The organism is Burkholderia anthina, from assembly GCF_001547525.1.
Taxonomy (GTDB): Bacteria; Pseudomonadota; Gammaproteobacteria; order Burkholderiales; family Burkholderiaceae; genus Burkholderia; species Burkholderia semiarida.
In genome coordinates this window covers 811,045-826,134 of sequence record NZ_CM003768.1, presented here as the reverse complement: position 1 = coordinate 826,134, position 15,090 = coordinate 811,045, and the positions used below count along the sequence as shown (strand labels likewise).

Below are 15,090 nucleotides of genomic sequence, written 5' to 3'. Positions count from 1 at the left end.
CGCTGAATTCCTGTCGATATTCCAGTGCTGAAACACTTCCTTGAGCTCATCCCATTTGGTTGTAAAAGCAAAGTAGTAATGTCGCATCTGGGCAAAGTTGAAATGTCGTAGTTCGAGGGTTTCGGCGCATGCTGGCGGCGGTTCGAACTGCCGGAGCGCATCGTGGGCCAACCTGGACTGATCACCATGAGCATGCGGGAGCTGGATCGTCTGAAGGTCGTGGAAGCCGTGATCGAGCAGCGTCTGATGCCTTGGCGAGCCGCGGAGCGACTTGGAATCAGTCGACGGCAGATTGAACGGCTGGTCGCCCGGTATCGGGCTGCGGGCCCAGCCGGGCTGGTTTCGCAGCGCCGTGGCCACGCGAGCAACCATCAGTTGCCTGAGGATCTCGCTCATCGCGCCTTGAGCCTGATTCGTGAGCGCTACGCGGATTTTGGGCCCACGCTGGCCTGCGAGAAGCTCTGGGAGTGCCATGGGCTGCAGTTGTCGAAGGAAACGGTCAGAAGGCTGATGACAGACGCTGGGCTCTGGATTCCGCGCCGGCAACGGCCGCCCAAGGTCTACCAGCCGCGAGCGCGCCGGGCCTGCCTGGGCGAACTGATCCAGATCGACGGTAGCGATCATCGATGGTTCGAGGAACGGGCGCCGGCCTGCACGCTGCTGGTGTACGTCGACGACGCGACGAGCCGGTTGATGCATCTGCACTTTACGGCGACCGAATCGACCTTCAGCTACTTCGAGGCCACGCGGGCGTATCTGGAGCGTTACGGCAAGCCGGTGGCGTTCTATAGCGACAAGTACAGCGTGTTCCGCAGCGCAACCGCGGGCAAGACCGGCAGCAGCGTGACGCAGTTTGGCCGGGCCATGTATGAATTGAACATCGACACGTTCTGCGCGAACAGCAGCTCGGCCAAGGGACGTGTCGAGCGAGCACACCTGACGCTGCAGGACCGGCTGGTCAAGGAGATGCGATTGCGCGGCATCAGCACGGTGGCCGACGCCAATGCCTATGTGCCCTCCTTCATCGTGATGTATAACGCGCGCTTCGCCAAGCCACCGCGCAGCGACTTCAATGCGCACCGGCCGCTGCGAGGTGACGAGAATCTGGACCAATTGCTGACCTGGCGCGAAACGCGCCGAGTTTCGAAGTCGCTGACGGTGCTGTACGACCGGGTGCTGTATCTGTTGGACGATACGCTCGAGAATCGGAAGCTGATTCATCGCTACATCGACGTCTGGGAGTACCCGGATGGCCGGATCGAAATACGGGCCGATGGCGAGGTATTGCGATGTCGCCTTTACGACAAGCTGGCAGAGGTCGATCAAGGCGCGATCATCGAGCACAAGCGTCTGAGTCACGCACTGCAGGTGGCTGAAGCGGTTCAGGCGCAGCGTGATAACCGGCGGATCTCGGGTTCCCCATCGCGAGCCAATCGAGGGCTACCGGTACGAGCCAAGACATCGTTACCCGGTGCCAAGAAACAGCGTGCGTTCACGGAAGCTGATATCGAAGCAGCCATCTTGCAGGTCGCTTCACAAACACATCAATCTGAATCGAATCGGCGGTCTGCGAAGGCCCGCGGGTGAACGTAAGCGCCCTGCTGCTTCAGGCCTGGCACTTCAACGCTGAAGGATGGAAAGCCGATGAAACATGCGACATCTGTATTTAGCTGCGGTGGACTAGACTAAATCTGACAGTGGTTGGTTTTTCATGCTGGCGCGCATTGGCGCGGAGGGCGTAGCCCGTAGCGGCAATGCGCGCCGCGAACAGCAAGGAGTCCGCCATGACTCAGGAGCAGAAGGTAATTCGTGCCAAGGTCGGCATACTCGAGCTGGCCCGGCAACTCGGCAACGTCAGCCAGGCCTGTCGCGTGATGGGTTACTCGCGCGACAGCTTCTACCGATTTAAGGAACTGTACGATCGAGGCGGTGAAGCTGCGCTGCAGGAGATTTCCCACCACCGGCCGCTGCTCAAGAACCGCGTGGATCCGCAGGTCGAGGCCGCAGTTGTCGAACTGGCCCTCGAATTGCCAGCCTACGGTCAGGTGCGTATCGCCAACGAGGTCCTCAAACGGCATGCTCTTTCTGTCTCGCCCCAAGGCGTCCGTAGCATCTGGTTGCGCCACGATCTGGAGACCATGCCGAAGCGCTTGAAGGCCTTGGAAGCCAAGTCCGCCCAGGAGGGGTTGGTGCTGACCGAGGCGCAGCTTGTCGCGCTCGAACGCGCCAAGCACGAGAAGGAAGTGCACGGCGAATTCGAGTCCGAATGCCCGGGCTACTGCGGCGCGCAGGATACGTTCTACGTCGGCAGCCTCAAGGGCGTCGGCCGTGTCTACCAGCAAACTTTCGTCGATACCTACTCGAAGGTTGCTTTCGCCAAGCTCTATGATCGCAAGACACCTTTGCCGGCGGCGGACCTGCTCAACGATCGCGTTGTCCCGTTCTTCGACAGCTTCGGCATTCCGCTGCTACGCGTGCTGACAGACCGCGGCACCGAATACTGCGGCAACCCCGAACATCACGAATACGAGCTGTATCTGGCCTTGGAGGACATCGACCATACCCGAACCAAGGCCAAGTCGCCGCAAACCAACGGGATCGTCGAACGGCTGCACAAGACCATGCTCAACGAGTTCTATCGCATCGTCTTCCGAAAGAAGATCTACGACTCGATCGCTACGCTGCAGACGGACCTTGATGCGTGGCTCGACCAGTACAACAATGAACGAGAGCATCAGGGGCGCTGGTGTTATGGCAAGACGCCGATGCGTACTTTCCTCGATTCGCTCGAACTAGCCAAGGAGAAACTCATCACCCATTGATGGCTCGTTCTTTGTAGGCCCGACTACCTGTCAGATCGAGTCCCGGCTAATACAATTTAGCTGGCGCTACGACATCTGAATCCGGGTATGACATGGCGGGTGCACGCGGCAATCCAACGAAAAGTGCAGCAGCCGTCTATGCGGAAACCCGGCCGTACTGCACGCACGCTTCCCAGACTGCCTGATCTACCGCCGGCGCACGCCGCGTAATTGGCGGAACGCCTCGCCGATTTGGAGAGGCGTTCCGCTATGCAAAGCGACTTTGCTGAGTCGTCTCGACAATCGCCCCCGCTGCCGTCCTACGCAGACGCCGGTCGTACGTGCCTACCCCGCCTCATGCCGCAGCGTCAAGATAACGAAAGGACTGCGGCGGCACCCCACCAGGGATTACGGCTTGCAACTCCAAAGGAGTCTCATAACGAGTTGCTGTTTTGACTCCGATCGCATACGCCGCCTTACGGCCACGAAAATACGTTTCAAAAAATGCCTTCGTAATTCCAGAGTACTCTCTTGTCGTGCGCCAGAGCTTACTAGGACTTTCCTTCAAAATCGAATCGATTTCGAACTCACCGACCACCTTTCCAACTGGCATAGTTGCATAGATCACAACCGTTCTGACATCGGAATTTTTGAAAACCGCCTTTCTAAACTCGAACCGCTTCTCACCGCTAAGTATACGGTCCGCATACTCAGGCTTAATCGACAATAAGACTTTCATCAACACCCCCATCGATCGCAATTTGCTTAAATTGATCCCGAGTTAACCCCAAGAACCCCGGATATGCGTTTCTGTCGATCCCAACATTTTCAATGAGATGGTGTCGAGTCAGTCGACGACGCAATGCGATGTTGTAGGTAAAACGCAGAATAATAGGATATTTCTTACTTTTGTAGTACCCGATCAACTCATCATCTGGAAATACGCTGTGCGGCCGAGCGTATTTCACAAAATCCTCGGCAGTTGGAAATGAATCAATATGCCGCACCTCCTCGACCACGCAAAGCGACGTGGCAACCGCCCTGTACTCCGCCGGGCCTTGCCCATCGCCGGTACGATACATGACAATCTTGTCACCGGGCCGCAATGACATCAGCCCCTTCATTCCGGCAATATATATCTTGTTGATGCTATTTGTATGAGACACGTCTTTTACAATTCTGACGTCTTCGTTATTCAGTATGGAGTCAGGTAGCAACCGGGTGTGATAACCCGGATATATTCCAACCTGATAATACGAGCCATCAAGCTTAATAAGTGGATAGTTCTTTTCGCGGTCCACATCATCTCGCCACCGCATTGGGCGCGTCATAACATCCTCGACGCCATTATCCGTGGTTTTTTCTGCAACCTTCTCGAACCCATATCGGGTGAGCAAATTAATCAAGCCGGCATGCTTTGGAAAGACGGTCACATATAGCTCTTCCGCACCTTCATCGACCGCATGATCGAAGATTTTTTTAACAAACCGCTCACCCAACTTGGTGCCATGCGCGTTAATCTTGAACGTCCCAACCTTCACACGCCGCTTTGCTGGCAAATGTGGAGTCACGTCTGTCACCGGATCATCCTCTATCTTCAGGTAAAGGAATCCATCAATCAAATTCGAATCATCTTGCTCGAATACATAGGCCCAATTTTCTGCCTTTCGGTGGAACCAGTCCTCGAATTCCACGTAGTCCGCCTTAAGCGAATCGAAGAACGGATCAGCAAGGTTTGTATGTTTGAATTGCTTGTACTCGAATCCCACTTGCACGCCCCCGTAGTTGAGTTATGGGGGACATTATAGAGGCGCGCCGGCGGCATCGGCGCGCCACCGTTGCAAACTACCACAGTCGCTGTGCCAGATCGCTTCCGCGCAGGTTCGCGTATCGCATCAGCACTTTCGGGTCCGTATGACCGGTAATCTTGGCGATCTGGATATCACTCAACGTCGTCCGCTCGTACAGCCGCGAGGTTGCCTCATGCCGCAGGTCATGAAAGACGAGATCTGGACAGCCGGCCGCGTTGAATAGTCGCCCAAACTGCCCCGACAGTCGCACGGTAACGCGCTCAAGAACCTTCCGGCTGAGCACCGGCATATTCTTCGCACGCATGCCCGCCTCGATCTCGTCGACCCAGGGGAATAGCCTACCTGCTTCAAACGAAAACCCACACATTTCTGGGTCTTGACCCGTAACTGCAGCGACATACCGCTCGAACGCGGCGATCGCTACCGTCGTAAGTGGCACCGAGCGCTTGCTTCCGTTCTTTGTCCGCTCCAATAAGGCCGTTCGGCGGACGACATCAAACTGCGCAACGTCGAGCGTGTACATCTCTCGCATTCGCATCGCGGATTCGATTGCAAGCTCGAACAGGAACACCAACGCCGGCCGATACGGTAGCTCGAAAGCTCGCTCTCTCCCCTTCGGTTTGCCACCCGCCATGATTCGGCGGATCTCGGCCTCCTCCTCTGCGCTCGGCCGCCGATCTCGATGCACATCCTCTTTCGGCGCGCGATCCTGCGCTTCGACTACCACTCGATCGTCATCGGTATAAGTCGCATAACGTTTAGGCAGCAGGCGCAGCGGATTGACTGCCAGCATCGGAGTGCCGGACTTGACCACCCAATCGAAACACCGAGCGAGCGCCCCAACATTGTGACGAATCGTCGACGGCGACAAATGATGCTCGCGCTTCATTGCTGTCACCCATCGTTCCGCCCAATCGTAGTCCACGGTAGAGAGGGCTTTCGAAGGGAGTCGGCCGCCGAGAAGCGTATTTAGCACCTGAACGTCGGAATCGGGCACCGACACACGCCGCAGATACTCTCGAACAGCGTCGAGCGTCGTTGCGATCGCTTCGCGTTGCTCAACAACGTCTGTCGGCACAATGCCGGCATCGAGCAGTTGCTCCAGCCGAGCGACGTACGCGTCGCCCTCTTCTTCAGATTGAAACGTCAGGGAAAGTGGCTTTGGTAGGAGCTTCGAACGTCGGATGATGTATTCCCACGTTCCGGAGGGTCGCAGTCGCTTGGTCGCCATGCGCTGATGCGAACTCGCCTATACGGCCAAAGAGCCGACTTAGGCGTGGTTACGCGTGTTTCGTGAGTGGTTAGAGGCGACTTTGTACCACCCTAGACGACTTTCTTACAAGAATGAAAGTGGAGCCAGAAAAAGAAAAAGCCCTGATTTCTCAGGGCTTTTTCTTTTCTTACTTGGAGGCGCGAGCCGGAGTCGAACCGGCCTAAACGGCTTTGCAGGCCGCTGCATAACCGCTTTGCTATCGCGCCAAAAGCGGACTGTCCGGATGCCGTGAGGCAAGCGACAGATTTTTATTCGAGGACCGGAAGTCCATCAAATAAAAAGGGAAGCGTGGCTTCCCATGACTTGGAGCGGGAGACGAGTCTCGAACTCGCGACCTCAACCTTGGCAAGGTTGCGCTCTACCAACTGAGCTACTCCCGCATTGTCCTGCATCTGCAGCGCTTCGCCGTACCACACGCTGCCGGAAAAATCTGGAGCGGGAGACGAGTCTCGAACTCGCGACCTCAACCTTGGCAAGGTTGCGCTCTACCAACTGAGCTACTCCCGCATGTGTCCTGCATCTGCAGCGCTTCGCCGTACCACGCGCTGCCAGAAAAAATCTGGAGCGGGAGACGAGTCTCGAACTCGCGACCTCAACCTTGGCAAGGTTGCGCTCTACCAACTGAGCTACTCCCGCGTATTGCTGCACTACTGCTTCCCCGTCACACATTCACTTCGTCGTGCAGCGGAGAAGCGAGATTATGTCGAAGGCACATTCGTATGTCAAGGGCTTTTCCAGCCCTTTTTACAAAAACCGCTGCCACCGAGACTGCGCGGAGGCAGACGCCCAGAGGCGACGCGGGTCACGCGCCGCCGCGCTCGCGAATCTGCGGCCACGCGAGCTTCATGTAGTACAGCATCGACCAGATCGTCAGCACCGCCGCGAGATACATCAGCCACTCGCCCCACACGCGCGTATCGATCGTCACGACGCCGAGCGGCAGCGGCCCGTAGAACAGCAGCATCGGAATCGCAACCATCTGGCACGCGGTCTTGAACTTGCCGAGCTGGTTCACCGCGACGCTCTTCGACGCGCCGATCTGCGCCATCCATTCGCGCAGCGCCGAAATCGCGATCTCGCGACCGACGATCACGAGCGCGATCGCCGCGTCGACCCGCGAAATCTGCACGAGGATCAGCAGCGCGGCCGTCACCATCAGCTTGTCCGCCACCGGGTCGAGAAATGCCCCGAACGACGACGTCTGGTTCCACTTGCGGGCGAGGAAGCCGTCGAACCAGTCGGTCAGCGCGGCGAGGATGAAGATCGCCGCCGCCGCGAGATTGCGGTGCGCGCCGCCCATCACCGTGTCCGGCAGATAGAACACGCCGACGACGAGCGGAATCAGCACGATCCGTACCCACGTCAGGAAAATCGGGAAATTGAACGGCATGGCATGCGGGACAGTAAAGGATTCGCAATTGTGCCGTGTCGACCGGCCTGCCACAAGAACGCTGGCAACGCCGCCGGCCGCACGGCCGCGTCAGTGAAGCTGCTTGTAGATCTGCTCGGCGAGCGCGTGCGAAATGCCTTCGACGCTCGCCAGTTCCTCGACACTCGCGGCCACCACGCCGCGCAACCCGCCGAAGCGCGCGAGCAACCGCTGCCGGCGCTTCGCGCCGACGCCCTCGAGCTCCTCCAGCCGCGACGTCTGACGCGCCTTCGCCCGCTTCGCCCGCATGCCGGTGATCGCGAAGCGGTGCGCCTCGTCGCGGATCTGCGCGACGAGCATCAGCGCGGCGCTCTCCTTGCCGAGCTCGAGCGGCACGCGGCCGTCCGCGAACACCAGCGTCTCGAGGCCGACCTTGCGCCCTTCGCCTTTCGCGACGCCGACCAGCATCGACGTATCGAGCCCGAGCTCGGTGAACACCTGCCGTGCGATCTCGACCTGGCCCTTGCCGCCGTCGATCAGCACGATGTTCGGCAGCAGGCTCGACGCCTCTGCCTGGCGCGTCGACTCGCCGTCGATGCCGGCCGCTTCGTCGGCGGCGGCCGCCTGCGCGGCCTGCTCGACCATCTTCTCGTAGCGGCGCGTGAGCACCTGCCGCATCGCCGCGTAATCGTCGCCCGGCGTGATGCCCGTGATGTTGTAGCGGCGGTACTCGCTCGACTGCATCTTGTGATGGTGATAGACGACGCACGACGCCTGTGTCGCCTCGCCCATCGTATGGCTGATGTCGAAGCATTCGATCCGCAGCGTCGCGAGATCGTCGCTGTCGTAGCCGAGCGTCTCCGCGAGTGCGCGTGTGCGCGCCTGCTGCGACCCTTGTTCGGACAGCAGCCGCATGAGCGCGATCCGCGCGTTCTGCTCCGCCATCGACAGCCACGCGCGGCGCTGCCCCTGCGGCTGCCGCACCAGCGACACCTTGTGGCCGGCCTGCTCGGACAGCAGCTCGAGCAGGTCGCGGCTCGCGGGCGCATGGCTGACGACGAGCACCGGCGGCACGCGGTTGCCAAGATAGTGCTGCGCGATGAACGCATCGAGCACCTCGGCCTCGACCGACGCCGCCGCCGTGGCACGCGCGCCGCCGGCCTCTTGCGCGGGCTGGTCGGGCACTGCATCGGCCGGCGCGTCGATCGCCTCCGCCGGCTCGGCCTCTTCACCGAGCCCGCCTTCGGCGAGCGTCAGCGCGCTTTCGACGTGCGTCGGAAAATACGCCTTGTCGCCGAGATGCCGGCCGCCGCGCACCATCGCCAGGTTCACGCACACGCGTCCGCCCTGCGCGACGACCGCCAGGATGTCGACGTCGCTGTCGCTGCCGACCTCGATCGCCTGCTGGTGCAGCACGGTCGCGAGCGAGCTCATCTGATTGCGCACGGCCGCCGCCTGCTCGAATTTCAGCTCGGCCGCGAACGCGTGCATTTTCTGCTCGAGTTCCTTCATCACTTCGGACTGCCGGCCGAGCAGAAACCGCGCGGCGTTCGACACGTCGACCGCGTAATCCTCGTCGGAGATCGCGCCGACGCACGGCGCCGTGCACCGCCCGATCTGATGCAGCAGGCACGGCCGCGTGCGGTTGTTGAAGACCGAATCCTCGCAGGTGCGCAACTGGAACACGCGCTGCAGGATCTGGATGCTCTCGCGCACGGCCCACGCGCTCGGGAACGGCCCGAAATACTGGTTTTGCTTGTCGACCGAGCCGCGGTAGTAGGCCATCCGCGGAAAGCGGTGCGCGGTGAGCTTCAGGTACGGATACGACTTGTCGTCGCGAAACAGGATGTTGTAACGCGGCGCGAGCGCCTTGATCAGATTGTTCTCGAGCAGCAGCGCCTCGGCTTCCGAGCGCGTGACGGTCGTCTCGATGCGCGCGATGCGCGTGACCATCATCGCGATGCGCGGCGACAGCTGCGTCTTCGTGAAATAACTCGACACGCGCTTTTTCAGGTCGCGCGCCTTGCCGACGTAGAGGACGACGCCCGCCGTGTCGTAATAGCGATAGACACCCGGCATGTGCGGCAACTGCGCAAGGATCTTCTTCGGTTCGAACGGAGTATCGGAGGCTTCTGGGGATGTCATGCGTGATCCGGGCGCCTTGTAACGCGGAACGGGTCTATTAGAATCGCCAGTTTAGAGCATTCACCGGCCCGCTTCGATGCCACGCCCCACCGCCATCCCCCTCCGCGCCGTCCCGCTCGCGCCGGGCGAACCGATCGCCTGCGACCTCTTCTGCACGGTGATCGACAACTTCGGCGACATCGGCGTGTGCTGGCGCGTCGCGCGCCAGCTCGCGCACGAGCACGGCTGGCAGGTTCGCCTGTTCGTCGACGACCTGCACACGTTCGCGCGCCTGCTGCCGCAGGTCGATCCCGACGCCGCGCGGCAAACGGTCGACGCGATCGTGATCGAGCACTGGCATGCGGACGTCGGCGACGCGCTGGACATCGCCGATGTCGTGATCGAGGCGTTCGCGTGCGAGTTGCCCGCTCCCTATCTCGCGGCGATGGCGCGGCGCGCGCGGCGCCCCGTGTGGATCAACCTCGAATACCTGAGCGCCGAGGACTGGGTCGCCGATTTCCATTTGCGGCCGTCGCCGCATCCGCGCTACCCGCTGCTGAAGACGTTCTTCTTCCCGGGCCTGTCGGCCGGCACCGGCGGCGTGCCGAAGGAGCGCGACCTCGACGCGCGCCGCACGGCCTTCGACGCCGATCCGGCAGCCCGCGCCGCGTGGTGGCGGCGCGCGACCGGCGGCGCGCCGCCGGCGCCCGGCACGACGGTCGTCAGCCTGTTCGCCTACGAGAATCCCGCCGTCGATGCACTGCTCGCGCAGTGGCGCGACGGCCCGTCGCCGGTCGTCGCGCTCGTGCCGGCCGGGCGCCTGTCGCCCGCCATCGCGCGTTTTTTCGGGGCCGAATCGTTCGGCGCCGGCGCGCTCGCACGCAGCGGCAACCTGACCGCCCATGGGCTCGCGTTCGTTCCGCAGGCCGACTACGATCCGCTGCTGTGGGTCGCCGATCTGAATTTCGTGCGCGGCGAGGATTCGTTCGTCCGTGCGCAATGGGCGCGCAAGCCGTTCGTGTGGCACATCTACCCGCAGGCCGACGACGTGCACCTGCCGAAGCTCGATGCCGCGCTCGCGCACCTGTCGGCCGGCCTCGCCGACGCGCCCCGCGCGGCGCTCGAGCGGTTCTGGCACGCGTGGAACGGCGCCGGCACGCCGGACTGGGCCGATTTCTGGCAACACCGCGCCGCCCTGGACGCCAATGCGGCCCGCTGGGCCGACGCGCTCGCGGCCGTTGGCGATCTCGCCGGAAAGCTGGCGGAATACGCAAAATCTCAGTTAAAATAAGCGGTTATCCGACGGCTGGCCACGCAAGCGCTCGCGTTTGAGCTTTGGGCGCCCACCGGAACGCATCTGCTTGGCGCCTCACCCGTTGTGCACCGCTCAGGCACTTATTTATTTGATTTGATCAGGACAGTTTTTTTATGAAAACCGCACAGGAACTCCGCGTAGGCAACGTCGTGCAGATCGGCAACGATGCCTGGGTCATCGCAAAGACGGAATACAACAAGTCGGGCCGTAACGCCGCCGTCGTCAAGATGAAGATGAAGAACCTGCTGACGAACGCGGGCCAGGAATCGGTCTACAAGGCCGACGACAAGTTCGACGTCGTCGTGCTCGACCGCAAGGAAGTGACGTACTCGTACTTCGCCGACCCGATGTACGTGTTCATGGACGCCGACTACAACCAGTACGAAGTCGAAGCCGAAATGATGGGCGAAGCGCTGAACTACCTCGAAGACGGCATGGCTTGCGAAGTCGTGTTCTACAACGAGAAGGCGATCTCGGTCGAACTGCCGACGATCCTCGTTCGCGAAATCACCTACACGGAACCGGCCGTCAAGGGCGACACGTCGTCGGGCAAGGTGCTGAAGAACGCGAAGCTCGCGACCGGCTTCGAACTGCAAGTGCCGCTGTTCTGCAACACCGGCGACAAGATCGAAATCGATACGCGCACGAACGAATACCGCAGCCGCGCATAAGCGCCAGCGATATCCGCGTCGAACAAAGCGCCCTTCGGGGCGCTTTTTGTTTGTCTGGCGCCAACAGCTGCCGCAGGCAGCAACCATGCGCAGCACAAAAGCCACCGGTAAAGATATTCAATTTGTATCATCGGTAACTGTTTTATAGCGCCGGAGAAATAATGCGCGTGACGCGTTCGGCGGGGCATAAAATCAATCTTTAATCCGACATGCGGCTGCGGTCCGCTGGCCGACAGCCCGCCTCTCTTGACTCGACTCGCGTCCACCATGCCACACGCCCTGATTGTCGAAGACGATCCCAACAGCCTGTCAGGCCTCACCGCGCTGCTCGCCGCGGACGGCTTCTCGGTCGACACGGCCACGTCGCTCGCCGAAGCGCGCACGGCGCTCGGCCGCTCGATTCCCGACGTCGTGCTCGTCGACCTGAACCTGCCGGACGGCAGCGGGTTCGACCTGCTCCAGCACCTGCCGCAGCAACAGCCGAACGGCTCGCTGCCGGTGATCGTGCTGACGGGCAACGCGACGGTCGAGAGCGCCATCGAGGGCTTGCGCCACGGCATCTGGGACTACCTGCTCAAGCCGATCAACATTCCGCGCCTGCGCAGCCTGCTCGCGCGGATTCCCCGCCCGTACGAGCTGATCGACGAAGTGCAGTCGCTGCGTGCGTCGCTGCGCCATCTCGGCCGCTTCGGCGCGCTGGTCGGCCGCAGCGACGCGATGCAGCACGTGTACGACATGATCGAGCACAATGCCCACACCGAAACGGCCGTGCTGTTCTCCGGCGAGGCCGGCACCGGCAAGAAGCTGGCCGCGCGCACGCTGCACGAGCTGAGCCGGCGCCGCAAAGGGCCGTTCGTGTCGTTCGACTGCCGCATGCTCGCGCAGGCCGGCCGACACGGCGCCTCGCTCGACAGCGTGCTGTTCGGCCACGAACGCGGCGCGTTCGACGGCGCCGAGCGCCGCGAATCCGGCCTGTTCGAACAGGCCGGCGGCGGCACGCTGTTCCTCGACGAAATCACCGCACTGCCGCTCGTGCTGCAGGAAGCGCTGCTGCACGCGCTCGATTCGCAGAACTTCATGCGGATCGGCGGCACGAGCTCGATCACCAGCGATTTCCGGCTGATCGCGGCCACGCGCCGCCCGGCGCGCGAAGCGGTGGCGAACGGCACGCTGCGCGAGGATCTGTGGCTGCGCCTCGACGCGGCGTCGATCACGATGCCGCCGCTGCGCGAACGCGACGGCGACGCACTCGCGATCGCGGATGCGCAGATCGACGAACTGAACCGCGAAGCGCGCGCGACCGGCCGCAGCACGACCGACAAGCGCGCGGCGCCGGGCTTCGTGCGCGAATGCCTGTCCTACGAATGGCCGGGCAACGTGCGCGAGTTGCGGGAACGCGTGCGCTTCGCGTACGACGCATCGGGCGACTTCATCGAGACGCTGCGCGCCGGCGAGGCCAGCTTCTCCGCTGGCGCCGCACTGAACGGCAGCAGCGTGCAGATCAAGGTCGGCACACCGCTGTCCGACGTCGAGGATCTGCTGATCCGGGCAACGCTCGACGCGGTCGGCGGTACGCGCCACCGCGCGGCGACGCTGCTCGGCATCAGCCCGAAGACGCTGTACAACAAGCTGCAACGGATGAAGGTGAACTGAGCGGACGCGCTCCTGCATGCGGGCGCTGGTCGAGTTTGACCGTTAGTTGCATCAAAGTCCGCTCCGGCGACTGCCCGACTCAGGGCTGTCGCAACGCGTAAAAAAGCCGCGCGACTGCGCGGCCTTTCGTTCGGGGAGACCGGAACGGCCCGACTCGCGCCATCCCTGCCCGCTTACGCGAGCGCGCTGTTCAACAGCGCCCGCGCCTGCCGATACTCGGGTTGCGCGATCAGCTTGTCCCACTTGAGCGCCTTGCCGCGCGCGCGCATCCGCTTGAGGCGCCGCACCGATTCGGCCGAGGCCCGCGCCTTCAGTCCGTTCAGCACGACCTCGGCCGCGTCCGGCTGGTTGCAGACGAGCACCATGTCGCAACCGGCGGCCAGCGCGGCGTCGGCTGCTTGCGTGAGCGTGCCGCCTTCGCGGGCGGCCTCCATCGACAGGTCGTCGCTGAAGATCGCGCCCGTGAAGCCGAGCCTGCCGCGCAAGATGTCCTGCAGCCACACGCGCGAGAACCCGGCCGGCCGCTTGTCGACCTGGGTGTAGATCACGTGCGCCGGAATCACCGCAGCCAGCGACAGCCCGAGCCAGTCGTACGGCGCGACGTCCTGTTCGAGGATCGCGTCGAGCGTGCGGTCGTCGGTCGGCAGCGCGACGTGCGAATCGGCTTCCGCGAAGCCGTGCCCCGGGAAATGCTTGCCGCAGTTCGCCATGCCCGCGAGCGACAGCCCGTGATTCAGGCTCTTCGCGAGCAGCGTGACGACGCGCGGGTCGCGATGGAACGCACGATCGCCGATCACCTTCGAGTGCCCGTAGTCGAGGTCGAGCACCGGCGTGAAGCTCATGTCGATCCCGCATGCGCGCAGTTCGGCGGCCAGGATGTAGCCGACGGCAGTCGCGACCTTCGTCGCGAGCAGCACGTCGCGATCCCACAGTTCGCCGAGGCGGCGCATGGCGGGCAGCACGGTAAAGCCGTCGGTGCGGAACCGCTGCACGCGCCCGCCTTCGTGGTCGACGGCGATCAGGATGTCTTCGCGCACCGCGCGGATCGAGTCGGTCAGCGCGGTCAGCTGCGCACGATTCTGGAAGTGCCGCGCGAACAGGATCACGCCGCCGGTATTCGGATGCGCGAGGCGCCGCGCATCGTCGCGCGACAAGGCCGTGCCGACGACGTCGAGCATGACCGGGCCGGGAGTCGTTTTCATCAGAATTTGCTCCGAGAAACTCCGCCATTGATGGCGGGAAGGAAAGGGGTGCTGTTGACAGGCAGCTTCTTCCACGGATTAGGATCACCTGCATGATCCTTGTCTACCGCTACCGCGTGAAGTCGCTCAACGGACTGCTACGTTCGAGGAAGTCGACGAAAGCGGTTCGACCCAGTCCTGTTCGGCGTGCGGGTCGAAAGACAGCACGACGCGGCCGAAAGGTATCGCGGGACTGAGAATAAGAGAGTGGGCCTGCAGTGGCTGTGGTGTCGAGCATGATCGTGATATCAACGCTGCGCTGAACATTCTCCGATGCGGACATGCATCGCCAGGTGTGGGAATCCACCGCCTTTAGGCGGTGGATGACGTCAACGAATCGGGAATTCCGTCAGGAGGAGGTTCGGGAAACAGGTGCAGGGGCACGCGCGGCGGCCGTTTCAGCGTCCGTCTCGGCGATCACGAACGACACCGCGTAGTCGCGTTCGTCGCTGACCGTCACGCGCGCCGTGATGCCGCGCGCGGCCAGCCAGTCGGCCAGCTCGCCCGATGCGACCACGTACGGCTCGCCGCTCGGATGATTGAGCGTCTGCAGTGCACGCCACGTCATCGGCCAGTGCATGCCGAGCCCGATCGCCTTCGAGAACGCTTCCTTCGCGGAGAAGCGCGTCGCGAGAAACGCGATGCCGCGCGCCTCGGAGCGCGCGCGCCGGGCGTGGAACACGCGTAGCTCGTCGGGGCCGAGCACCTTCTCGGCAAACCGGCCGCCCGTGCGCTCGAGCACGGCCGCGACGCGGCTCACTTGCGCGATGTCGGTACCGATACCGTAGATCGCCATGTCAGTCTCCGCGGGGGTGGCCCGGCGAGGCCGGGT

The 15,090-nt window shown here is 62.4% G+C and carries 12 protein-coding genes, 4 tRNA genes and 1 pseudogene; 6 read left to right on the top strand and 11 right to left on the bottom strand.

Annotation, left to right across the window (positions count from 1 at the left end; genetic code table 11):
- Nucleotides 1-186 precede the first annotated feature (186 nt).
- Both WS64_RS03930 and WS64_RS03925 read left to right on the top strand, forming a co-directional pair.
- Nucleotides 187-1,587: an ISNCY family transposase gene (locus WS64_RS03930; RefSeq protein ID WP_081103770.1), complete on the top strand. Its 1,401-nt coding sequence runs from the start codon at nucleotides 187-189 to the stop codon at nucleotides 1,585-1,587.
- Between the two features lie 197 nt (nucleotides 1,588-1,784).
- A complete protein-coding gene (locus WS64_RS03925) occupies nucleotides 1,785-2,822 on the top strand; it encodes an IS481 family transposase (protein WP_060966884.1) in 1,038 nt (345 codons plus the stop codon).
- Nucleotides 2,823-3,156: 334 nt separating this feature from the next.
- Here the strand turns inward: WS64_RS03925 and WS64_RS32270 are convergent, their stop codons facing one another.
- The 9 genes from WS64_RS32270 to uvrC all read right to left on the bottom strand — a co-directional run bounded on the left by WS64_RS32270 (nucleotide 3,157) and on the right by uvrC (nucleotide 9,399).
- Nucleotides 3,157-3,540 carry an ASCH domain-containing protein gene (locus tag WS64_RS32270; protein WP_081103839.1) on the bottom strand — a complete coding sequence of 128 codons (384 nt, stop codon included), beginning with the start codon at nucleotides 3,538-3,540 and terminating at the stop codon, nucleotides 3,157-3,159.
- Nucleotides 3,518-4,495, bottom strand: a complete 978-nt coding sequence (locus WS64_RS03920; protein ID WP_244166565.1) for an N-acetyltransferase — start codon at nucleotides 4,493-4,495, stop codon at nucleotides 3,518-3,520. The genes WS64_RS32270 and WS64_RS03920 overlap by 23 nt, the downstream gene beginning before the upstream one ends.
- A gap of 151 nt (nucleotides 4,496-4,646) precedes the next feature.
- Nucleotides 4,647-5,843 carry a site-specific integrase gene (locus tag WS64_RS03915; RefSeq protein WP_060965755.1) on the bottom strand — a complete coding sequence of 399 codons (1,197 nt, stop codon included), beginning with the start codon at nucleotides 5,841-5,843 and terminating at the stop codon, nucleotides 4,647-4,649.
- Nucleotides 5,844-6,017: 174 nt separating this feature from the next.
- Nucleotides 6,018-6,091, bottom strand: a tRNA-Cys gene (locus tag WS64_RS03910).
- A 98-nt stretch (nucleotides 6,092-6,189) separates the two neighbouring features.
- Nucleotides 6,190-6,265: transfer RNA gene (locus tag WS64_RS03905), tRNA-Gly, on the bottom strand.
- 51 nt (nucleotides 6,266-6,316) lie between these two features.
- A tRNA-Gly gene (locus WS64_RS03900) sits at nucleotides 6,317-6,392 on the bottom strand.
- A 53-nt stretch (nucleotides 6,393-6,445) separates the two neighbouring features.
- A tRNA-Gly gene (locus tag WS64_RS03895) sits at nucleotides 6,446-6,521 on the bottom strand.
- 166 nt (nucleotides 6,522-6,687) lie between these two features.
- Nucleotides 6,688-7,275 (bottom strand): CDP-diacylglycerol--glycerol-3-phosphate 3-phosphatidyltransferase, encoded by a 588-nt coding sequence (gene pgsA / locus WS64_RS03890; protein WP_011544951.1) that lies wholly within the window; start codon nucleotides 7,273-7,275, stop codon nucleotides 6,688-6,690.
- Nucleotides 7,276-7,365: 90 nt separating this feature from the next.
- Nucleotides 7,366-9,399, bottom strand: a complete 2,034-nt coding sequence (gene uvrC, locus WS64_RS03885; protein WP_060965754.1) for an excinuclease ABC subunit UvrC — start codon at nucleotides 9,397-9,399, stop codon at nucleotides 7,366-7,368.
- A gap of 76 nt (nucleotides 9,400-9,475) precedes the next feature.
- Here uvrC and earP point away from each other — a divergent pair, with 76 nt between their 5' ends.
- From earP to WS64_RS03870, 3 genes are all read left to right on the top strand, one after another.
- Complete coding sequence (gene earP, locus WS64_RS03880) at nucleotides 9,476-10,669, top strand: elongation factor P maturation arginine rhamnosyltransferase EarP (RefSeq protein ID WP_060965753.1); 1,194 nt, start codon at nucleotides 9,476-9,478, stop codon at nucleotides 10,667-10,669.
- Between the two features lie 137 nt (nucleotides 10,670-10,806).
- Nucleotides 10,807-11,364: an elongation factor P gene (efp, locus tag WS64_RS03875; protein ID WP_059573996.1), complete on the top strand. Its 558-nt coding sequence runs from the start codon at nucleotides 10,807-10,809 to the stop codon at nucleotides 11,362-11,364.
- Nucleotides 11,365-11,631: 267 nt separating this feature from the next.
- Nucleotides 11,632-13,017 (top strand): sigma-54-dependent transcriptional regulator, encoded by a 1,386-nt coding sequence (locus WS64_RS03870; protein ID WP_059573997.1) that lies wholly within the window; start codon nucleotides 11,632-11,634, stop codon nucleotides 13,015-13,017.
- 173 nt (nucleotides 13,018-13,190) lie between these two features.
- On the opposite strand, the gene nagZ is transcribed toward WS64_RS03870, so the two are convergent.
- Entirely contained in the window at nucleotides 13,191-14,219 is a 1,029-nt protein-coding gene (gene nagZ / locus WS64_RS03865; RefSeq protein ID WP_059573998.1) for a beta-N-acetylhexosaminidase, read from the bottom strand.
- 136 nt (nucleotides 14,220-14,355) lie between these two features.
- Here nagZ and WS64_RS32265 point away from each other — a divergent pair.
- Nucleotides 14,356-14,574, top strand: a pseudogene (locus WS64_RS32265) (zinc ribbon domain-containing protein); the annotation flags it as partial.
- Nucleotides 14,575-14,607: 33 nt separating this feature from the next.
- On the opposite strand, the gene acpS reads toward WS64_RS32265, so the two are convergent.
- Nucleotides 14,608-15,054 (bottom strand): holo-ACP synthase, encoded by a 447-nt coding sequence (gene acpS, locus WS64_RS03860; protein WP_059573999.1) that lies wholly within the window; start codon nucleotides 15,052-15,054, stop codon nucleotides 14,608-14,610.
- Nucleotides 15,055-15,090 lie beyond the last annotated feature (36 nt).

Excerpts from the sequence above, each read along its gene's own strand:
- WS64_RS03915 (WP_060965755.1), bottom strand. The coding sequence starts at position 5,843 with ATGGCGACCAAGCGACTGCGACCCTCCGGAACGTGGGAATACATCATC.
- WS64_RS03930 (WP_081103770.1), top strand. The coding sequence starts at position 187 with ATGAGCATGCGGGAGCTGGATCGTCTGAAGGTCGTGGAAGCCGTGATC.
- pgsA (WP_011544951.1), bottom strand. The coding sequence starts at position 7,275 with ATGCCGTTCAATTTCCCGATTTTCCTGACGTGGGTACGGATCGTGCTG.
- WS64_RS03870 (WP_059573997.1), top strand. The coding sequence starts at position 11,632 with ATGCCACACGCCCTGATTGTCGAAGACGATCCCAACAGCCTGTCAGGC.
- earP (WP_060965753.1), top strand. The coding sequence starts at position 9,476 with ATGCCACGCCCCACCGCCATCCCCCTCCGCGCCGTCCCGCTCGCGCCG.
- uvrC (WP_060965754.1), bottom strand. The coding sequence starts at position 9,399 with ATGACATCCCCAGAAGCCTCCGATACTCCGTTCGAACCGAAGAAGATC.
- nagZ (WP_059573998.1), bottom strand. The coding sequence starts at position 14,219 with ATGAAAACGACTCCCGGCCCGGTCATGCTCGACGTCGTCGGCACGGCC.
- WS64_RS03925 (WP_060966884.1), top strand. The coding sequence starts at position 1,785 with ATGACTCAGGAGCAGAAGGTAATTCGTGCCAAGGTCGGCATACTCGAG.
- efp (WP_059573996.1), top strand. The coding sequence starts at position 10,807 with ATGAAAACCGCACAGGAACTCCGCGTAGGCAACGTCGTGCAGATCGGC.
- acpS (WP_059573999.1), bottom strand. The coding sequence starts at position 15,054 with ATGGCGATCTACGGTATCGGTACCGACATCGCGCAAGTGAGCCGCGTC.
- WS64_RS32270 (WP_081103839.1), bottom strand. The coding sequence starts at position 3,540 with ATGAAAGTCTTATTGTCGATTAAGCCTGAGTATGCGGACCGTATACTT.